18 protein-coding genes are annotated in these 18,877 nt (G+C 73.6%); 5 read left to right on the forward strand and 13 right to left on the reverse strand.

What is annotated here, in order from left to right; translation table 11 throughout:
* Positions 1-13 precede the first annotated feature (13 nt).
* The 5 genes from OG580_RS15775 to OG580_RS15795 all read right to left on the reverse strand — a co-directional run bounded on the left by OG580_RS15775 (position 14) and on the right by OG580_RS15795 (position 5,734).
* The gene (locus OG580_RS15775; RefSeq protein ID WP_267044309.1) at positions 14-820 is read right to left on the reverse strand and encodes a type III pantothenate kinase; all 807 of its coding nucleotides are present in this window, start codon (positions 818-820) and stop codon (positions 14-16) included.
* Positions 820-1,842 carry a carboxylating nicotinate-nucleotide diphosphorylase gene (gene nadC, locus OG580_RS15780; protein WP_267044310.1) on the reverse strand — a complete coding sequence of 341 codons (1,023 nt, stop codon included), beginning with the start codon at positions 1,840-1,842 and terminating at the stop codon, positions 820-822. Before nadC ends, OG580_RS15775 begins: the two co-directional genes overlap by 1 nt.
* Positions 1,843-3,537 (reverse strand): L-aspartate oxidase, encoded by a 1,695-nt coding sequence (locus OG580_RS15785; protein ID WP_267044311.1) that lies wholly within the window; start codon positions 3,535-3,537, stop codon positions 1,843-1,845.
* Complete coding sequence (panC, locus tag OG580_RS15790; RefSeq protein WP_267048021.1) at positions 3,534-4,538, reverse strand: pantoate--beta-alanine ligase; 1,005 nt, start codon at positions 4,536-4,538, stop codon at positions 3,534-3,536. Before panC ends, OG580_RS15785 begins: the two co-directional genes overlap by 4 nt.
* Positions 4,539-4,732: 194 nt before the next feature.
* Positions 4,733-5,734, reverse strand: coding sequence for a Rossmann-like and DUF2520 domain-containing protein (locus OG580_RS15795; protein ID WP_267044312.1), 1,002 nt, complete (start codon positions 5,732-5,734; stop codon positions 4,733-4,735).
* A 69-nt stretch (positions 5,735-5,803) separates the two neighbouring features.
* Between OG580_RS15795 and OG580_RS15800 the strand changes: the two genes are divergently transcribed.
* Entirely contained in the window at positions 5,804-7,009 is a 1,206-nt protein-coding gene (locus OG580_RS15800) for a low specificity L-threonine aldolase (protein WP_267044313.1), read from the forward strand.
* A gap of 38 nt (positions 7,010-7,047) precedes the next feature.
* Here the strand turns inward: OG580_RS15800 and OG580_RS15805 are convergent, their stop codons facing one another.
* The gene (locus OG580_RS15805) at positions 7,048-7,254 is read right to left on the reverse strand and encodes a hypothetical protein (RefSeq protein ID WP_267044314.1); all 207 of its coding nucleotides are present in this window, start codon (positions 7,252-7,254) and stop codon (positions 7,048-7,050) included.
* 106 nt (positions 7,255-7,360) lie between these two features.
* Between OG580_RS15805 and OG580_RS15810 the strand changes: the two genes are divergently transcribed.
* Positions 7,361-8,443: a DUF5937 family protein gene (locus tag OG580_RS15810; protein ID WP_267048022.1), complete on the forward strand. Its 1,083-nt coding sequence runs from the start codon at positions 7,361-7,363 to the stop codon at positions 8,441-8,443.
* Between the two features lie 55 nt (positions 8,444-8,498).
* Here OG580_RS15810 and OG580_RS15815 read toward each other — a convergent pair whose 3' ends face one another.
* Together OG580_RS15815 and OG580_RS15820 are read right to left on the reverse strand one after the other, a co-directional pair.
* The gene (locus OG580_RS15815) at positions 8,499-9,179 is read right to left on the reverse strand and encodes a response regulator transcription factor (RefSeq protein ID WP_267044315.1); all 681 of its coding nucleotides are present in this window, start codon (positions 9,177-9,179) and stop codon (positions 8,499-8,501) included.
* A gap of 96 nt (positions 9,180-9,275) precedes the next feature.
* Positions 9,276-10,478, reverse strand: coding sequence for a sensor histidine kinase (locus OG580_RS15820; protein WP_267044316.1), 1,203 nt, complete (start codon positions 10,476-10,478; stop codon positions 9,276-9,278).
* A gap of 97 nt (positions 10,479-10,575) precedes the next feature.
* On the opposite strand from OG580_RS15820, the gene OG580_RS15825 reads away from it, so the two are divergent.
* Complete coding sequence (locus tag OG580_RS15825) at positions 10,576-11,574, forward strand: SAM-dependent methyltransferase (protein WP_267044317.1); 999 nt, start codon at positions 10,576-10,578, stop codon at positions 11,572-11,574.
* A 34-nt stretch (positions 11,575-11,608) separates the two neighbouring features.
* A complete protein-coding gene (locus OG580_RS15830) occupies positions 11,609-12,751 on the forward strand; it encodes an NADH-quinone oxidoreductase subunit D (protein WP_267044318.1) in 1,143 nt (380 codons plus the stop codon).
* Positions 12,752-12,862: 111 nt separating this feature from the next.
* On the opposite strand, the gene OG580_RS15835 is transcribed toward OG580_RS15830, so the two are convergent.
* From OG580_RS15835 to OG580_RS15850, 4 genes are all read right to left on the reverse strand, one after another.
* Positions 12,863-14,011, reverse strand: a complete 1,149-nt coding sequence (locus OG580_RS15835) for a hypothetical protein (protein ID WP_267044319.1) — start codon at positions 14,009-14,011, stop codon at positions 12,863-12,865.
* Between the two features lie 130 nt (positions 14,012-14,141).
* A complete protein-coding gene (locus OG580_RS15840; protein WP_267044320.1) occupies positions 14,142-15,143 on the reverse strand; it encodes an ABC transporter substrate-binding protein in 1,002 nt (333 codons plus the stop codon).
* A gap of 30 nt (positions 15,144-15,173) precedes the next feature.
* Positions 15,174-15,851 (reverse strand): ABC transporter permease, encoded by a 678-nt coding sequence (locus OG580_RS15845; protein ID WP_267044321.1) that lies wholly within the window; start codon positions 15,849-15,851, stop codon positions 15,174-15,176.
* A 1-nt stretch (position 15,852) separates the two neighbouring features.
* Positions 15,853-16,539 carry an ABC transporter permease gene (locus OG580_RS15850; protein WP_267044322.1) on the reverse strand — a complete coding sequence of 229 codons (687 nt, stop codon included), beginning with the start codon at positions 16,537-16,539 and terminating at the stop codon, positions 15,853-15,855.
* Between the two features lie 145 nt (positions 16,540-16,684).
* On the opposite strand from OG580_RS15850, the gene OG580_RS15855 reads away from it, so the two are divergent.
* Positions 16,685-17,677 carry an ABC transporter ATP-binding protein gene (locus tag OG580_RS15855; protein WP_267044323.1) on the forward strand — a complete coding sequence of 331 codons (993 nt, stop codon included), beginning with the start codon at positions 16,685-16,687 and terminating at the stop codon, positions 17,675-17,677.
* Between the two features lie 76 nt (positions 17,678-17,753).
* Here OG580_RS15855 and OG580_RS15860 read toward each other — a convergent pair whose 3' ends face one another.
* Complete coding sequence (locus OG580_RS15860; protein WP_267044324.1) at positions 17,754-18,866, reverse strand: esterase family protein; 1,113 nt, start codon at positions 18,864-18,866, stop codon at positions 17,754-17,756.
* Between the last annotated feature and the right edge of the window lie 11 nt (positions 18,867-18,877).

Below are 18,877 nucleotides of genomic sequence, written 5' to 3' on the forward strand. Positions count from 1 at the left end.
GGCGGGACCGCCCTCACATCCGGGACACGTTCCGCTCGTACACCAGCCGCAGGCCGATCAGGGTCAGCCAGGGCTCGTGCTCGTCGATCTCGGCCGATTCGCCCAGGACCATCGGGGCGAGACCGCCCGTGGCGATGACGGTCACGGCGGAGGGGTCGCCGTTCGGGCCGACGAGTTCGCGCTTCATCCGGGAGACCACGCCGTCGACCTGGCCGGCGTAGCCGTAGATGATGCCCGACTGCATCGCCTCGACCGTGTTCTTGCCGATCACGTTCCGCGGGCGGGCCAGCTCGATCTTGCGGAGCATGGCCCCCTTCACGCCCAGCGCCTCGACCGAGATCTCGATGCCCGGCGCGATCGCCCCGCCCGCGTACTCGCCGCGCGCGGTGACCGCGTCGTACGTCGTCGCCGTGCCGAAGTCGACGACGATCGCGGGGCCGCCGTACAGCTCGACCGCCGCGGCCGCGTTGATGATGCGGTCCGCGCCGACCTCCTTCGGGTTGTCGGTGATGACCGGGACGCCCGTCTTGACGCCCGGCTCCACCAGGACCGCCGGCACGTCCCCGTAGTACCGGCGGGTCACCTCGCGCAGCTCGTGCAGCACCGAGGGGACCGTCGCGCAGATGGCGATGCCCTCGATGCCGTCGCTCAGCTCGACGCCGAGCAGCGGGTGCATGCCCATGAGGCCCTGGAGCAGGACCGCCATCTCGTCGGCGGTCCTGCGCGGGTCCGTGGAGATCCGCCAGTGCTCGACGATCTCCTCGCCGTCGAAGAGGCCGAGGACCGTGTGCGTGTTGCCGACGTCGATGGTGAGCAGCATCAGGCCCGCACCTCGCGCAGGTCCAGGCCGATGTCGAGGATCGGGGAGGAGTGGGTGAGCCCGCCGACCGCCAGGTAGTCGACGCCGGTCGCCGCGTACGCCGCGGCGTTCTCCAGGGTCAGCCGGCCCGAGGACTCCAGGACGGCGCGGCCCGCGACGAGCGCGACGGCCTCCGCGGTCTCGTCCGGGGTGAAGTTGTCGAGCAGGATCAGGTCCGCGCCCGCGTCCAGGACCTCGCCGACCTGGTCCATCGTGTCGACCTCGACCTCGATCGGCACCTCGGGGAACAGCTCCCGCACCGCCTTGAAGGCCGCCGCGACGCCGCCGGCCGCCACCACGTGGTTGTCCTTCACGAGGGCCGCGTCGGAGAGCGACATGCGGTGGTTGACGCCGCCGCCGCAGCGCACCGCGTACTTCTCCAGGGCGCGCAGGCCCGGGGTCGTCTTGCGGGTGTCGCGGACCTTGGCCTTCGTGCCCTCCAGGGCGTCCGCCCACGCGCGCGTGGCGGTGGCGATGCCGGAGAGGCGGCACAGGATGTTGAGCGCGCTGCGCTCGCCGGTCAGCAGGTCGCGGGTGCGGGCGGTGACGCTCAGGAGCGTCTGCCCGGCCTCGACGCGCTCGCCGTCCTCGACGTGCCGCTCGACCTCGAACTCGTCGGCGCACACGATCGACAGGACGGCCTCGGCGACGCGCAGACCGGCCACGACGCCGGCCTCGCGGGCGGTGAAGTCGGCGGTGGCGACGGCGTCCTCGGGGACGGTCGCCACGGTCGTCACGTCCACGCCGCCGTCGAGGTCCTCGGCGATCGCGAGGTGGGCGATGTCCTCGACCTGTACGGGGTCGAGACCGGCGTCCGCGAGGAGCTCGGCGAGGGCGGGGTCGAGCCCGCACTCGAACTCCTCGCCCTCGCCGCAGGCGCAGCCGTCGCCACAGCCGCCGGCCTCGGGGGCCGCGGAGGGGGCGCTGATCTGGATCAGAGGGACGTCCACGGGCTCGGGACGGGCTTCCTCGGGCGTGGTCACTTACGGCTCCCTGGGGGCGTCGAGGGTCGGGGGAAGGTCATGCGTGCCGGTCGTCCGGACGTCGAGGGTCCGCTCCGGTGTCAGGCGTACGACGAGATGCCGGCGCCAGTCCGTGTCGTCGCGGTCGGGGTGGTCCTCGCGCCAGTGGCAGCCGCGGGTCTCCTCGCGGCGGCGGGCGGCTGCGACCAGGACCCGGGCGACGCACAGCAGGTTGGTGGTCTCCCAGGACTCCACGCCCGGCTCGGCCGCCTTGGTGTCGTCGGTGCCGCCCTCCAGGGCGTCGCTGTGCAGGGCGTCGAGGGCCTCCGCGGCCCCCCGCAGGCTGCGCTCGGAGCGGAGCACCCCCGCGCCGGCCGTCATGACCCGCTGGATCCGGGTCCGGGCGCCCGCCACCGGCAGCGGCAGCGTCACCGGGGCCGGGTGCGGCACCGGGGCACCGGGCACGCGCGGGGCGGCGGCCGTGATCTCCTCGGCGATCCGCTCGGCGAAGACCAGGCCTTCGAGGAGCGAGTTCGAGGCGAGCCGGTTGGCGCCGTGGACACCCGTACAGGCGACCTCGCCGCACGCGTACAGGCCCGGGACCGTGGTCCGGCCGCGCAGGTCCGTGCGGACGCCGCCGGAGGCGTAGTGCGCGGCGGGCGCGACCGGGATCGGCTCGGTCACCGGGTCGATGCCGTGGAGGCGGCAGGCGGCCAGGATCGTGGGGAAGCGCTCCGCCCACATCTCGGCGCCGAAGTGCCGGGCGTCGAGGTACATGTGCTCGGTGCCCTGCTCCTGCATCCGGCGCATGATCGCCTTGGCGACGATGTCGCGGGGCGCGAGCTCGGCCAGCTCGTGCTGCCCGAGCATGAAGCGGACCCCGTCGCCGTCGACGAGGTACGCGCCCTCGCCCCTGACCGCCTCGGAGACCAGCGGCTGCTGGCCCTCGGAGTCGGCGCCGAGGAAGAGCACCGTCGGGTGGAACTGGACGAACTCCAGGTCGGAGACCTCGGCCCCGGCGCGCAGCGCGAGCGCGACGCCGTCGCCGGTGGAGACCGCCGGGTTGGTCGTGGCGGAGAAGACCTGGCCCATGCCGCCGGTGGCGAGGACCACGGCGGGGGCGTGGACGGCTCCGACGCCGTCGTGCTGCCCCTCGCCCATGACGTGCAGCGTCACCCCGGCCGTACGGCCCTCCGCGTCCGTCAGGAGGTCCAGGACGAGGGCGTGCTCGATGAAGCGCACTCCCCCGTCGCGTATCGCCTCGACCAGGGCCCGGGAGATCTCGGCGCCGGTCGCGTCGCCGCCTGCGTGGGCGATCCGGCGCCGGTGGTGGCCGCCCTCGCGGGTCAGCGCGATCTCGCCGTCGACGGTCTTGTCGAAGTCGGCGCCGGTCGCGATGAGACGGCGGACGGCGGCGGGGCCCTCGGTGACGAGCAGCCGCACGGCCTCCTCGTCGCAGAGGCCGGCACCGGCGACGAGCGTGTCGTCGAGGTGCTGCTCGGGGGTGTCGCCCTCGCCGAGCGCGGCGGCGATGCCGCCCTGCGCCCAGCGGGTGGAGCCGTCGTCCAGCCGGGCCTTGGTGACGACGACCGTACGGAGCCCGGCGGCCGTGCAGCGCAGGGCGGCGGTGAGGCCCGCGACCCCGGAGCCGACCACGACGACGTCGGCGTCGATGGCCCAGCCCGGCGCGGGCGCGTGCAGCCGTATTCCGGTCACTTGGTGGCTCCGAAGGTCAGGGGGATGTTGTCGATGAGCCGCGTCGTCCCCACCCGCGCGGCGACGGCGAGGACCGCCTCGCCTTCGTGGTCGTCGGCGACCTCGGTGAAGTCGGCCGGGTCGACGAGGGCCAGGTAGTCGAGGGCGAGCGGCGGCTCGGCCTTCGCCGCGTCGTCGAGGACGGTCCGGGCCGCGGCCCGGACGGCTTCGGCGCCGCCGCGCTCGGCCGCCTGCGCGACCGCGTGGGCGTCGGCGGCGGCCCGGGCCTCGCCGAGCCGCGAGAGCGCCTCGGCGCGGTTCCCGGACCTGCCCTGGGCTCCCGGCAGGGAGGCGGCACGCGCGCGCAGCGCCTCCTGGGCGGCGAGCCGCTCACGGGCGGCGAACAGCGCACGGGACAGCGCGAGGGCGGTACGGCGCTCCTCGGCGGACAGGTAGCGGTTGCGGCTGGAGAGGGCGAGGCCGTCGGTCTCGCGGACGGTCTCCACGCCGACGATCTCGACCGGGAAGTTCAGGTCGCGGGCCATGCGGCGGATCAGGGCGAGCTGCTGGGCGTCCTTCTGGCCGAAGAAGGCCAGGTCGGGCGAGGTCAGGTGGAGGAGCTTCGCGACGACGGTCAGCATGCCGTCGAAGTGACCGGGCCGGGAGGCGCCTTCGAGGCGCTCGCCCATGGGGCCGGCGGTGATCCGGACCTGGGGCTCGCCGCCCGGGTAGACCTCGTCGACGGAGGGCGCGAACACGACGCTCGCCCCCGCGTCGAAGGCCAGCTCCAGATCGGCCTCAAGGGTGCGGGGGTAGCGGTCGAGGTCCTCGCCGGCGCCGAACTGGAGCGGGTTGACGAAGACGGTGACGACGACGAAGCCCTCGGCGCCGACGCGCTCGCGGGCGGTGCGGATCAGGGTGGCGTGGCCGTCGTGGAGGGCGCCCATGGTCATGACGACGGCGTTGTGGCCGGGCAGCCCGTGATGGGCGGCGGCGTCCTGGAGGTCCTCGACCGTGGGCATCAGCTCGGCCGGCTGGTGGCGGGCGGGGCGGCCGTCGACGCTCCCGGCGGTGCCGGTGGTCTCGGCGGTGCCGGCAGTCTCGGTGGCCCCGGCAGTCCCGGTGGCCCCGGTAGTCCTGGTAGTCCCGGTGGCCCCGGTAGTCCCGGTGCTCTCGGCGGTCCCCGCCGTCTCGGCGCTCTCGCGGGCGAACAGGGTCATCGGTCGTCTCCTTGCGGCCCGTCGGCGGCGGGGCTGTCGGCGGCGAGCACGCCCAGCAGGTCCTCGGCCAGCTCGGGCTTGAGCAGGCCGTGTGCGAGCGCCCGGTCGGCGGTCGTGCGGGCCATCGCCAGATAGCCGGCGACGGTGCCGGGCGCGTGCTTGCGCAGCTCCGCGACGTGGGCGGCGACCGTACCGGCGTCACCGCGCGCGACGGGGCCGGTGAGGGCCGCGTCCCCGGACCGCAGGGCGTTGTCCAGAGCGGCGCCGAGGAGGGGGCCCAGCATCCGGTCGGGCGCGGCGACCCCGGCCTTGTGGAGCAGCTCCATCGACTGGGCCACCAGCGTGACCAGGTGGTTCGCGCCGAGGGCCAGGGCCGCGTGGTAGAGCGGCCGGGCGTCCTCGGCGATCCACTCGGGCTCGCCGCCCATCTCGATCACCAGGGCCTCGGCGGCGAGCCGCAGTTCCTCGGGCGCGGTCACCCCGAAGGAGCAGCCGGCCAGCCGCTGGACGTCCACGGGGGTGCCGGTGAAGGTCATGGCGGGGTGCAGGGCGAGCGGCAGGGCGCCGGCCCGGCGGGCCGGGTCGAGGACCCGTACGCCGTACCGCCCGGAGGTGTGGACGAGCAGCTGCCCCGGCCGTACGGCTCCGGTGTCGGCGAGGCCCTCGACCAGGCCCGGCAGCGCGTCGTCCGGGACGGTCAGCAGGACCAGGTCGGCGAGGGCGAGGACGCGGGCGGGCTCGACGACCGGGACGTCGGGCAGGAGCTCCGCGGCGCGGCGCCGGGAGCGGTCGGAGACCGCGGAGACGGCGACGGGGCGGTGGCCCGCGAGCCGGAGGGAGGCGGCGAGGGCGGGGCCCACGCGGCCGGCGCCGACGACGCCGACGGTGAGCCGGGCGGGCCGGTCCTCGGGACGGGGCTCTGGCGCTGCTGGTGCGTTCACGGTGGGTACGGGCCTTCCGTTCCAGTCCTCGGTGGGTACCGGACGATTTCTGGTCATGCTACGCCAGCGTTTCGCGCTGCTCCGTGGCTGTCCACAGGGTGTGGGCGGCGGTGTGATGATCGGCTCATGGAACCGATCAAACCGGTGGAAGCGACGGACGCGACGGACGCGACCGACTCGACGGACTCGATGAGTGAGGAAGCGGCCCGGCTGTACCGGGCGAAGGTCTGGGGCGGTGCCGAGCGGACGATGTGGCACACCTCCGTCGACGGGACGGTCGGGCACCGGCTGCGCGAGCTCGCCGACTGGGCGGAGCTCGCCGGCCACGGGGACCGGCCCCTCGACACGTACGGCAACGGGGCGGTGGAGGAGGTCGAGCGGCGTGTGGCCGAGGAGCTCGGCCTGCCCGCCGCCGTCTTCTTCCCGACCGGCACGATGGCCCAGCAGATCGCGCTGCGCTGCTGGGCCGGCCGCACGGGCAGCCCCGTCGTCGCCCTCCACCCGCTGGCCCACCCCGAGGTCCACGAGGGCGGGGCGCTCGGGGCGGTCTCCGGGCTCCGTACGATCCACCTGACCGACGCCCCGCGGCTGCCCACGGCCCAGGAGGTACGCGACCACCCGGAGCCCTTCGGGACGCTGATGCTGGAGCTCCCGCTGCGCGACGCCGGCTTCGTACTGCCGTCCTGGGACGAGCTGACCGAGGTGGTCGAGGCCGCCCGGGAGCGGGACGCGGTGGTCCACTTCGACGGCGCGCGCCTGTGGGAGTGCACGACCGCCTTCGGCCGCGGGCTCCCGGAGATCGCGGGGCTCGCGGACAGCGTGTACGTCTCGTTCTACAAGTCCCTCGGCGGCCTGTCCGGGGCCGCGCTCGCCGGTCCCGAGGACGTCATGGAGGAGGCGCGGGTCTGGCGGCACCGGTACGGAGGGCTCCTCTTCCAGCAGTACCCCACGGCGCTCTCCGCCCTCCGGGGCCTCGACGTCGAGCTGCCCCGGCTGCCCTCGTACGTGCGGCACGCGCGCGTGGTGGCCGACGCGGTGCGGGAGGAGCTCGCGGAGGCGGGCACGGGCTGGTTCCGGATCCACCCGGAGACCCCGCACACCCACCAGTTCCAGGTCTGGCTGCCGTACGACCCCGAGGCCCTGACGGCCGCGGCCCTCGCGCAGACCGAGGCCACCGGCACCGCCCTCTTCCGCCGCTGGTTCACCCCGGGAGCGGGCGGCCCGCCGGGGGTGGCCTTCACGGAGCTGACGGTGACGGAACCCGGCCTGGAGTGGACGGCGGCGGACGTACGGGCGGCGGTACGGGACTTCCTGTCCCGGATCGAGGGCTGAGCCGGCGGGGAGGGAGGCGAGAGGGAAGAGAGCGGGGCTCAGCAGGAGCGGGGACGCAGCCGGCGGCGCAGGGCCGTGAGGAGGCCGCCGCGCGCCGCCCGGCCGGCGAGGACCCGCTCGAAGCGGCGGCGGTCGCGGACCGACCGCAGGAGGGCGACGTCGTAGGTGCCGGGCGCCGGCGGCATCGGCTCGCCGAGCCGATCGGCGCGGTACGTGTCGAGGAGGTACTGATGCAGCGCGTTCATGACGTCACCGTGCGCCGCGACCCGGCGGCCTGGCGCGCCGATTGACGGCACTCGTCAAACGGCGCGACACCACCCCCTCCGTACCCCGCACCATGGGGACGTGAGCGTGACGATCGACATCACCGGACTGCCGCAGGAGCGCATCGCCTTCTGCCCCTCGCCCCTGGCCGAACTGGGCGCCGCCCTGCACGCCCTGTCCGAGCCCGCGCACCACCCCCGGCTCCACGCCTGGACGACCACGACCGCCGCCGCCCTCAAGCCCGAGCTCGCGGACCGGCTCCACGAGGCCGACTTCATGTGGAACGCCACCCGCTCGGACGTCCTGCTGCCGTCACGGCCCCGGGAGACCCTCGCGGAGGAGCTGGACGACCTCGACCGCATGGACGACGAGATCTTCGTGGGCTCCGCCCTGGAGATCTCCTGCAACAGCAAGTACAAGCACGGTGCCCCCTCCCCGCTCGTCGACGAGGGGATGCGCCGTCGCGCCCTCGACCTGGCCGCCGCGCGCGGGCCCCGGCAGACCGCCTTCGTGGAGCGGATGCTGGCCGACCCGCCCGGCACGCGCGCGTGGATCCGGCGGCTCCTGGAGGACTGCGACGCGGCCTTCTTCGCCGACACCTGGCGCCGCGTCGGCGTGCAGCTCTCCGCCGACGCCCGCCACAAGACCGAGCTGATGCGCCGCAAGGGCCTCGCCGAGGCCGTCTCCGCCGCCTCGGCCGCGATGGTCCTGGAGGAGGACGAGAAGGGCTCCCGGATCGTCGTCGACAAGCTGGTCCAGGGGCGTACGAGCGCCGAGGGAACGGGCGTGACGTTCCTGCCGACCGCCTTCGGCTGGCCACACCTCTTCGCGCTGCACACGCCCGGCTGGCAGCCGGTCGTCCAGTACCCGGTGCCCACCCGCGACCTCGGCGGCGCCGCCGCGACCGAGGAGGTCAAGCTGCGCCTGGAGGCCATCGCCCACCCCATGCGGATGCGGCTCTGCCGCAGCCTGGCCCGTGCCGCGAACACCACGAGCGAGCTGGCCGACGCGTACAACATCACCGCCCCCGAGGTCTCCCGGCACCTCGCGGTCCTGAAGAAGGCGGGACTGCTCACCACCCAGCGGCGCGGCCGGTACGTGCTCCACCAGCTCGACGTCTCCGTCGTCGCCCGGCTCGGCAGCGACTTCCTGGAGTCGGTCCTGCGGTAGGAGGGTCGAGCGCCGCGCGCGCAGGCCTGTGCGACGCCACCGGCCCGCGCGAGGCTTACGCGCCGCCGCCGCCCGCGCGGACCAGGCCCGACTCGTACGCGAGGACCACGACCTGGACCCGGTCGCGCAGGCCCAGCTTGGTCAGGATCCGGCCCACGTGGGTCTTCACCGTCGCCTCCGAGAGGACCAGCCGGGCGGCGATCTCGCCGTTCGACAGGCCCTGCGCGACCAGCATCATCACCTCGCGCTCCCGGTCCGTGAGCCGCGCGAGCGCGCTGTCGACGGCCCGGGTCTCCTTGCCCGTCGACGGCAGCATCGGCGAGAAGCGGTCGAGCAGCCGACGGGTCGTCGAGGGCGCCACCACCGCGTCGCCGCTGTGCACCGAACGGATCGCGCCCAGCAGCTCCGCCGGCGGCACGTCCTTCAGCATGAAGCCGCTCGCGCCCGCCTTCAGCCCCGAGAACGCGTACTCGTCGAGGTCGAACGTGGTCAGGATCAGCACCTTGGGCGCGTCCGGCTGGGAGCAGATCCGCCGGGTCGTCTCCACCCCGTCCAGCTTCGGCATCCGCACGTCCATCAGAACGACGTCGACCGCCGTGGAGCGCAGCACCTCCAGCGCCTCCACGCCGTCGCCCGCCTCGGCCACGACCTCCATGTCCGGCTGGGCGGCGAGCACCATGCGGAAACCGGTGCGCAGCAGCACCTGGTCGTCGACGAGCATCACGCGGATGGACATGAGGTCAGTTCCTTAAAGGTCGTCAGCGGGCGGGAGAGGTCGTCACGGCGGGAGAGGTCGCCGGCGGGCGGCGGCTTCGTCGGTCAGCGGGCATCGTCAGTGAGCGGGCTTGAGGGGGAGCAGGGCGCTGATGCGGAAGCCTCCGCCGGGACGAGGCCCCGCGTCCAGCGTGCCGCCGACCATGCCGACCCGCTCGCGCATGCCGATCAGACCGTGGCCCCTCCCGTCGGCGCCCCCGTCCTCGTACATCTCCTGCGGCGCACCGCGGCCGTCGTCCTCGACGAGCAGCCCGAGGCCGTCGTCGAAGTAGACCAGCCGGACACTCGCGCCGACGTCCGGCCCACCGTGCTTGCGGCTGTTCGTGAGGGCTTCCTGCACGATCCGGTACGCGGTGAGCTCCACGCCGCTGGGCAGCGGGCGCGGGCTCCCCTCGATCGCGAAGTCCACGGTGAGGCCGGCGCTGCGGACCTGCTCGACGAGGTCCTCGATCTGGCCCACGTCGGGCTGCGGCACGTACTCCCCGGCCTCCTGGTGCTCCCCGGTGCGCAGGATGCCGAGGAGGCGGCGCATCTCGGCGAGCGCCTGCCGGCCGGTGGTGGAGATGGTCTCCAGGGCCTGCTTCGCGGTCTCCGGGGAGGAGTCCATGACGTAGGCGGCGCCGTCGGCCTGGACCACCATCACCGACACGTTGTGCGCGACGACGTCGTGCAGCTCGCGGGCGATCCGGGCCCGCTCGGCGGCGACCGCGACCTTGGCCTGGGCCTCGCGCTCCTGCTCCAGGCGGGAGGCGCGCTCCTCCAGCTGCGCGAAGTAGGCGCGGCGGGTGCGGAGCGAGTCGCCGAGGACCCAGGCGAGCACGAACGGCACGGTCATGATGACCGTGAAGAAGATCTGGGCCGCGCCGGAGCCGGCGTCCTCCAAGGGCCATCGCAGCTGCGAGAGCGTGGAGGCGCCCAGTCCGCCGATGAGGGCGAGGCGGGAGGCCCAGCGGGGCCCGTCGTGCGCCGCGACCGTGAAGATGATCACGAGCATCGCGAAGTCGGCGATGAACGGCTGCAGGCCGAAGGCGAGCTGGGCGAGGCCGAGGGCGACCGAGAGCAGCAGCATCTTCTCGGGGGCACGTCGGCGCAGGGCCACGACCAGGGAGAAGAGCACGGAGACCACGCCGAACGCGAAGGGTTGTCCGACCGCCGGGGACATCGCCCCCACCCACAACAGGGCGAACCCGAGGAGGACGACGGCCCAGAAGGTGTCGACGCCCGTCGGGTGTCTGCGGAGGAAGTCGTAGAGACGCTGCACGTCACCCAGAGTAGGGAAGGCCGATAGGTGCAGGGATCAACCGTGGGGTCGATCCTTGGCGACGGGCCCGTACTCCCCGAGGTGGAGACTGGGGCCCGTGACGGATGACGTGACGGGTGAGACGTGCCAGTGGCAGGGGTGGCGTGAGGCCACCGAACGGGCGCTGTACGGCCCGGGAGGCTTCTATCTGAGCCCCGAGGGCCCCGCGGGGCACTTCCGCACCTCGGTCCACGCGTCGCCGCTCTTCGCGGCGGCCGTGGCCCGGCTGCTCGGCGAGGTCGCGGAGGAGCTGGGAACGGCCGAGGTCGCGCTGGTGGACGTGGGTGCGGGGCGGGGCGAGCTGCTCACCGCGGTGCTCGCGGCGACGGAGGGTACGGAGCTCGTGGTCCGGGCGTACGCGGTCGAGCGTGCCGCCCGGCCGGCGGGTCTCGACCCGCGGATCACCTGGACCGACCGGCTTCCGGAGGGCGTGCGCGGGCTCCTCTTCGCGAACGAGTGGCTCGACAACGTCCCGGTGGACGTGGCCGAGGCGGACGCGGCGGGCGTCGCCCGGTACGTGGAGGTCCGCGCCGACGGTACGGAGCGGCTCGGCGCGGCCGTCTCGGGCGCGGACGCGGAGTGGCTGGCCCGCTGGTGGCCGCTGCGGGAGCCCGGTGCGCGGGCCGAGATCGGGCGGCCCCGGGACGAGGCGTGGGCGGCGGCGGTGGCCTCGCTCGCCGCGGGCCGCGCGGTGGCCGTCGACTACGCGCACGTACGGGACTCCCGGCCGCCCTTCGGAACCCTGACCGGCTTCCGCGCGGGCCGCGAGGTGCCCCCGGTCCCGGACGGCAGCTGCGACCTGACGGCCCACGTGGCCCTGGACGCGTGCGCGGCGGAGGCGGGCGACGGCCTCCTCGTCGAGCTCGTCACGCAGCGGGAGGCCCTGCGGCGGCTCGGGGTGTCCGGCGGGCGGCCGCCGCTCTCCCTCGCCTCGGCCGACCCCGTCGGCTACGTCCGCGCGCTCGCCTCCGCCGGCGAGGCCGCCGAACTCACCGCCCGCGGAGGCCTCGGCGACTTCCTCTGGCTGACCCGGCGGGTCCCTCCCGCCACCGGCTGACCGGCGACCCGCGGGGCGGGGGATACTGTGCCGCATGACGGAGACGACGGTCGGAATCGGCGGCGCGGCGGAGAGCACCGACATGGTGCTGAACATCGGACCGCAGCACCCCTCGACCCATGGCGTGCTCCGCCTCCGCCTCGTGCTCGACGGCGAGGTGATCCAGCAGGCCGAGCCGGTGATCGGCTACATGCACCGGGGCGCCGAGAAGCTCTTCGAGGCGCGGGACTACCGGCAGATCATCATGCTGGCCAACCGTCACGACTGGCTCTCCGCCTTCTCCAACGAGCTCGGCGTCGTCATGGCCGTCGAGCGGATGCTGGGCATGGAGGTCCCCGAGCGCGCCGTGTGGACCCGTACGCTCCTCGCCGAGCTGAACCGGGTCCTCAACCACCTCATGTTCCTCGGCTCGTACCCTCTCGAACTGGGCGGGATCACCCCCGTCTTCCACGCCTTCCGGGAGCGCGAGGAGCTCCAGGCCGTGATGGAGGAGGTCTCCGGCGGCCGGATGCACTACATGTTCAACCGGGTCGGCGGCCTCAAGGAGGACCTGCCGGCCGGCTGGCTGGGGCGGGCGCGGCAGGCCGTCGCGGACGTGCGGTCGCGGATGGACGTGTACGACCGGCTGGTCCTCGGCAACGAGATCTTCCGGGGCCGTACGCGCGGGGTCGGCGTCCTGTCGCAGGCCGCGGTCCACGCGTACGGGGTGTCCGGGCCGATCGCCCGCGCCTCGGGCGTCGACTTCGACCTGCGCCGCGACGAGCCGTACCTCGCCTACGGGGAGCTCCAGGACACCCTGCGGGTCGCCGTGCGCGAGGAGGGCGACTGCCTGGCCCGCTTCGAGTGCCTGCTCGACCAGACGCACAACTCCCTGGACCTGGCGGACGCCTGCCTGGACCGGATGGCCGAGCTGCCGCAGGGCCCGATCAACCAGCGGCTGCCGAAGGTCCTGAAGGCGCCGGAGGGCCACACGTACGCCTGGACCGAGAACCCGCTCGGCGTCAACGGCTACTACCTGGTGTCGAAGGGCGAGAAGACCCCGTACCGGCTGAAGCTCCGCTCGGCCTCGTTCAACAACATCCAGGCGCTGGTCGAGCTGCTGCCGGGGACGCTCGTCGCCGACATGGTCGCGATCCTCGGCTCGCTGTTCTTCGTCGTCGGCGACATCGACAAGTAGGCCCCGCCCAGGGCCTGTCCGGACAGGCCCTGGGTTCAGGCGCGACGCCTCACGACGAAGTCGCGCCGCTCCCTGCCGGGGCGCCGGCCGGGAGCGCGCCGAGGCGGTGCGTCACGAGTTGACCGCGCCGCGCAGTTCGGCGAGGTCGAGCTGCTCGGTCTCGTCGTGCGCGGTCAGGTCGATGACCTGGCCGATCGCCCGGGGCAGCACGGGCGTGGCGGCCGGCGGGACGACGAGCGGGGTCTCGGCGGCGAGGGCCTCTTCGAGGACCTCCTCGCCCACGACGTCGGCGAGGTCCGTGTGCTGCACGGCCTCGATGGCCGCCGCGACCTTCTGCGTACCGAAGAAGTCGAAGCCGCCCTCGGGGCGCGGGACGGGCCTGCGGGCCGCGTACGGGACGATCGCCGCCGCCATCGGAACCGCCGGCATGGCCGCGATCCCCGCGGGCGGGACACGCACGGGCGCGGAAGCAGCGGAGGCGGGGGCGGACGCCTGCTCCTCCCCGGACGCGGAGGGCGCCGCGGGCAGTGCCGCCGGCGTCGTGGCGGCGGCGAGGGCGGGGGCGGCCGTACGGCTGTGCTGTTCGGTTCCGGCGGCCGCCGCGTGCTTCCCCTGCGGCTCCTCCGTCTCACGGGCCCGCTCGGCGAGGTCCCGCGCGCGGGCCGCCTCCGCGATGCGCCGGGCGCGCTGGGCGGCAGCGTTGCGCGGAAGGTCACGGAGGGCCTCGGCGGCCTTGCGGTACGACTCCGGGGTGGGCGTGGACCCGGCCGCCGGCAGCGCCTTCGGCTCGGCGCCGGTCGTGGCGGTCGCCTCCAGGGCCAGGACGCGGCGGCCCTCAAGGGCGCTGGCCCGCTCGGTCTCCGCGGTGGCGTACCGGCGGAGCAGGTCGGCGTGCTCGCCGCGCAGCCCGGCGAGCTCGACGCGCTTGGCGCGGAGCTTGGCGTCGAGCCGGGTCCGCAGCCCGCGGGACTCCTCCAGGTCGGACTCCAGCTCGGCGACCCGCTCGTCGGCCTTCCACTGGTCCGCGGTGCGGGCCCGGTCGAGCTCGGCGACGCGGACGCCGGCGCTCCGGTCCCAACTGCGCATGAGGACGGCACCGGTGACGGCCGCCGCCGCCGCGGCGACCGCGAGCAGCCTCACGGCCAGCAGATCGCCGGGCAGCCAGGCGGCCGCGGCGCACACGACCGCGGCGCCGGCGACCACGGAGGGCGGCAGCAGCTTGTGCAGAGGCGGGGAATGGCGGTGGCGTCCACGTGGCATGGCCTGAAATTTACCGTGAGTAGGCGCCATGTGGGGTGTCGGCCCGGCAATCTCTTGGCCACTTCTCGCCATAAGAAGTGGCCATGAACCGTTCCGGTTCCGTTTCGGGCCGACCCCCCTCTCCCACGACCTACTTGTTGAGCAGCCCCTTCGCCGTCAGGTACTCCTTCGCGACGTCCTCCGGCTTGGCCCGCTCGGCATCCACCTTGCGGTTCAGTTCGGCGAGATCCGCTGTGGTGAGCACCGCCGTGAGCTTGTCGAGGGCGGTCGCGATCTCGGGGGCGCCGGCGTCCTTCGCGTTGACCACGGGCAGGACGTTGTCGGCGTTCTGCAGCTTCTTGTCGTCCTCCAGGAAGACGAGGCCGAAGCTGTCGATCGTGGCGTCCGTGGTGGTCGTCAGGACGAGCTGGTCCACCCCGTCCTTGACGGCCTGCTTGGCCTGCGGGGTCCCGACCCCCTTGGGGTCGATGCCGGCCACGTCGATCCCGTACGCCTTCTTCAGACCGGGCGCGCAGAACGGCCGCACCGCGCATTCGTCACCGGCCGCGATCTTCACCTTGAGCTTCGCGCGGCCGAGATCGGAAAGCGTCGTCAGCTTGTTCTTCTCGGCGAATTCCCTGGTCACCGCGAACGCGTTCTGATCGACCGCGCCACCGACCGCGAGCACCTTCAGTCCGCGCGGTTCGGCCAGCTTCCGCAGGGCCTCGACCGTGGCGGCCGCGTCGCCGCTCGCGACCGGCTTCTCCTCGGGCGCCTTCGGGCCGTTCACCTTCGCGTTGAGGAATTCCGCGATCGTCGCCGCGTATTCCGGTACGACGTCTATCTCGCCGCTCTCCAGGGAGGGCTCGTACAGTTCACGGTTCTTCACAGTGGTGACGGATACGGAGTATCCGGCGGCCCGCAGCGACTGGGCGTACAGCTCGGCGAGCACCTTCGACTCCGTGAAGGCCGCCGCGCCCACGACCAGCGAGCCCTTCTCCCCGCCGGCGGACGCGTCGCCGGCGCTGCCGGAGTCCTTCTGCTTGCCCCCCTCCAGGCTTTCACCACCGCACGCGGCGAGCGCGACGGCCAGCGCCGTCGTTCCCAGCACCGCACCCGCGATACGCGAGACCCTGTTCACAAGACCACCCATCTCATTCATCGGCTTCCGTAGGTCGTTCAGTCATTTCGATGCGCGTGCACGCGCCGGGCCCGCGAGCAGCCGGTCCGCGCCCGCGAGCACGCCCTCCACCAGGAGCGCGAGCAGCGCCACGAGCACCGCGCCCGCGACCACCTGAGCCGTGTCGTAGAGGGCGAAGCCGGCCGTGATGATCCGGCCCAGACCGCCCTGGCCGACCATCGCCGCGACCGTCGCCGTCGCGACCACCTGCACCGCGGCCGAACGCACCCCCGTCATCACCACCGGCCTGGCCAGTGGCAGTTCGACCCGGAAGAAGACCTGACCGCCCGTCATCCCCATGCCCCGTGCGGCCCGCACCGCGGCCCGGTCCACCTCCCGCACCCCCACGTACGCGTTGGTGAGGAGCGGCGGTATCGCGAACAGCACCAGGGCGACGACGGTCGGCACGTACCCGGCGTTCCGCAGGGGCGAGACCATGAACAGGGCCAGCACCGCGAAGACGGGGACGGCCCGGCCGACGTTGGACACGTTCACCGCGAGCGCCCCGCCCCGGCCGAGGTGGCCGAGCCGGAGTCCGAGCGGCAGCGCGATCGCCGAGGCGATCAGCAGGGCCGCCCCGCTCACGTACACGTGCTCCGCGAGCCGCTGCCCGATGCCCTCCTCACCGGTCCAGTGCGTGCCGGTGGTGAGCCAGGACCAGGCGTCCGTCAGAACCCCCACCTCACGCACCCCCCGGCGCGGTCCGTATCCGGGCCCAGGGCGTGAGGAGCCGCTGGAGTCCCAGGAGCAGCAGGTCGGCGGCGACCGCGAGCAGCACGCACAGCACGGAGGCGGCGAGCACCTGCGCCTTGAAGAAGGTCGGCAGCGCGTCCTCGATGAGATTGCCGAGCCCGCCACGCCCGACGACCGAACCGACCGTCGTGAGCGCGATCGTGGAGACCGTCGCCATCCGTACGCCGGCCATCAGGACCGGCAGCGCCAGCGGGAGTTCGACCTGCCACAGCAGCCGCCACGACCCGTACCCCATGCCCCGGGCGGCCTCGCGCGTCTCGGCCGGCACGGCGTCGAGCCCGGCCAGCGCGTTCCGCACGAGGATCGTCAGCGCGTACAGCACGAGGCCGGTGACCACGAGCGCCGCCGAGAGCCCGAAGACGGGCAGCAGCAGCGAGAACATCGCGAGCGACGGAACCGTGTAGAGCAGGGTCGTCAGCCCGAGGACCGGACCCGCGAACCGCGGCCTGGCCCGCACGAGCAGGGCCAGCGGCACCGCGACGAGAAGGGCGAGGAGCACGGACACGACCGTGATTCCCACATGCTGGAGGGTCGCCTCCGTCAGCTCCTCGCTGCGCGTGCGCAGGTACTCGCCGCAGATCCAGTCGTTGGTGACCAGACAGTTCGGCGTGCTCATCCGCCCCTCCCCCCGGGTCGTCCGCCCGCTCCGAACGTTTGTCTGACGACCCTAACCCCCGCCGCCGACAATCACCCGGATCCGCCACAATGCGGCAACACGCCCTTCACACACCCCCGGTGTCCAGGGGTCAGAATGGGGAACCATGATCCGGTTCGAGAACGTGACCAAGCGGTACGAGGACGGCACGACCGCCGTCGACGACCTCTCCTTCGAGGTCGCCGAGGGCGAACTCGTCACCCTGGTCGGGCCGTCCGGCTGCGGCAAGACGACCACGATGATGATGGTGAACCGGCTCGTCGAACCGACCTCGGGCCGCGTCCTCGTCGACGGCCGCGACATCGCCGGCGTCGACCCGGTCGCCCTGCGCCGCAAGATCGGTTACGTCATCCAGCAGGTCGGGCTCTTCCCCCACCGCACCGTCCTCGACAACACCGCGACCGTCCCCGCCCTTCTCGGCTGGAAGAAGGCCGCCGCCCGCGCCCGCGCCGCCGAACTCCTCGACCTCGTCGGCCTCGACCCGGCCGTCCACGGCTCCCGCTACCCCGCCCAGCTCTCCGGCGGACAGCGCCAGCGCGTCGGCGTCGCCCGCGCGCTGGCCGCCGACCCGCCCGTCCTCCTCATGGACGAGCCCTTCGGCGCCGTCGACCCCGTCGTCCGCGAACGCCTCCAGAACGAGTTCCTCGCGCTCCAGGCCACCGTCCGCAAGACGGTCCTCCTCGTCACCCACGACATCGAGGAGGCCGTCCGCATGGGCGACCGCATGGCCGTCTACGGACACGGCCGCATCGAGCAGTTCGACACCCCCGCCACCGTGCTCGGCTCCCCCGCCACCCCGTACGTCGCGGACTTCGTCGGCAGCGACCGCGGGCTGAAGCGCCTCGCGGTCACCCCCGTCACCGAGGCCGACCTCGACCCGCTCCCGAAGGACGCCGGGACGAAGGCGGACGAGGCCGGAGCGGACAAGGCGGGCGCCCCCGCCCCCGTACCCCTCGGAACGTCCCTCAAGGACGCCCTCGCCGTGCTCCTCCAGCACGACACCGGCCACCTCACGGTCACCGACGCGACCGGCCGCCCCCTCGGCGTCCTCACCCCGGCGGGCGTCCACCGCGCCCTGCGCCGGGCCACCGTGGAATAGGCCCGGCACCGGCTCGCATCAAGCCGGCGTAGGCCCTACGCCGGCCCGCATCGAGCCGCCGCGGCATGGCCCGGCGTCAGCTCGCGCTGAGTCGCCCGGCCATCCAGGCCATCCCCGGCGGGATCTCCCGGTTCCACGTGTTGAAGTTGTGGCCGCCGCTCTCCAGCGTGATCGACGAGACCCGCGCCGGGCTCTTCACCTTCTTGACGAAGTCGAGCGTCCCCCGCAGGTTGCTCTCCCCCTGCTTCGACGTCGTCACCAGGAACGACGACTTCCCCTGCGGCATGTGGTCCAGGCTCCACAGCAGGTTCGCCCGCTTCCGCAGCCGGTCGTCCCCGTGGAAGAGGTCCCCCGTCGTCACGTCCTCCGCCGCCCGGTAGTACGCGGAGAACCCCGCCCCCGCCGCGTACCGGTCCGGATGGTGCAGCGCGATCTTCAGCGCGCAGTACGCACCCGTCGAGTTCCCCATGACGCCCCAGTTCCGGGGCTTCGTCCCCACCCGGTACGTCTCCGAGACCACCTTCGGCAGGTCCTCCGCGAAGAAGGTCTCCGTCTGCGGACCCCCCGGGATGTCCACGCACTCGGTGTCCCGCGGCGGCGCCACCGTCGGACGCAGCATCACCAGGATCATCGGCTGCATCTTCCCGGCCTTCACCTGGCTGTACGCCGTCCCCGGGTACTTCAGCCCCTTGATCAGGTTCTCCGCCATCCCCGGGTACCCCGTGAGCACCACCGAGGCCGGGAACGTCTTCTTCTCGTACGCCTTCTGGAAGTACTCCGGCGGCAGATAGACGTAGGCCGGCGAGGTGATCCCCGACCGGTCCCCCACGACGACCACCTTCTGTATCTGACCGCCGACGTCCGGACGGGAGCCGCCCGGCACGTCGAGCGACTGCTTCCCCACCACCTTCAGGTCCTTCGAACCGGCCGCGTGGTCGACGACCACGCCCATCTCCTGCTCCTGCCCGAACAGGTCCGCCCACGAGCCGTAGAAGAGGAAGGAACGGTTCGCCGCGAGACCCACCGCCGCGAAGAGCGCCACCTGGGTCGCGAGCAGCAGCCCCACACGCCCCACGACCGCCCGCCACCCGCGCCGCGCGAGCCGCGGCCACAGCAAGACCGTGGCGAGAAACAGCACCACGGCCAGCGCCACGGCCAGCACGAGGACTTTGTCGCTGGTGAGCCCCATGAGACGACCGA

The sequence above is a fragment of the Streptomyces sp. NBC_00094 genome (assembly GCF_026343125.1).
GTDB lineage: Bacteria > Actinomycetota > Actinomycetes > Streptomycetales > Streptomycetaceae > Streptomyces.

What these genes read in the sequence shown, in the direction of transcription:
- OG580_RS15775 (WP_267044309.1), bottom strand. Translation starts at nt 820, where the DNA reads ATGCTGCTCACCATCGACGTCGGCAACACGCACACGGTCCTCGGCCTC.
- panC (WP_267048021.1), bottom strand. Translation starts at nt 4,538, where the DNA reads ATGCCCACGGTCGAGGACCTCCAGGACGCCGCCGCCCATCACGGGCTG.
- OG580_RS15795 (WP_267044312.1), bottom strand. Translation starts at nt 5,734, where the DNA reads ATGACCAGAAATCGTCCGGTACCCACCGAGGACTGGAACGGAAGGCCC.
- OG580_RS15800 (WP_267044313.1), top strand. Translation starts at nt 5,804, where the DNA reads ATGGAACCGATCAAACCGGTGGAAGCGACGGACGCGACGGACGCGACC.
- OG580_RS15805 (WP_267044314.1), bottom strand. Translation starts at nt 7,254, where the DNA reads ATGAACGCGCTGCATCAGTACCTCCTCGACACGTACCGCGCCGATCGG.
- OG580_RS15815 (WP_267044315.1), bottom strand. Translation starts at nt 9,179, where the DNA reads ATGTCCATCCGCGTGATGCTCGTCGACGACCAGGTGCTGCTGCGCACC.
- OG580_RS15830 (WP_267044318.1), top strand. Translation starts at nt 11,609, where the DNA reads ATGACGGAGACGACGGTCGGAATCGGCGGCGCGGCGGAGAGCACCGAC.
- OG580_RS15835 (WP_267044319.1), bottom strand. Translation starts at nt 14,011, where the DNA reads ATGCCACGTGGACGCCACCGCCATTCCCCGCCTCTGCACAAGCTGCTG.
- OG580_RS15840 (WP_267044320.1), bottom strand. Translation starts at nt 15,143, where the DNA reads ATGGGTGGTCTTGTGAACAGGGTCTCGCGTATCGCGGGTGCGGTGCTG.
- OG580_RS15850 (WP_267044322.1), bottom strand. Translation starts at nt 16,539, where the DNA reads ATGAGCACGCCGAACTGTCTGGTCACCAACGACTGGATCTGCGGCGAG.
- OG580_RS15855 (WP_267044323.1), top strand. Translation starts at nt 16,685, where the DNA reads ATGATCCGGTTCGAGAACGTGACCAAGCGGTACGAGGACGGCACGACC.
- OG580_RS15860 (WP_267044324.1), bottom strand. Translation starts at nt 18,866, where the DNA reads ATGGGGCTCACCAGCGACAAAGTCCTCGTGCTGGCCGTGGCGCTGGCC.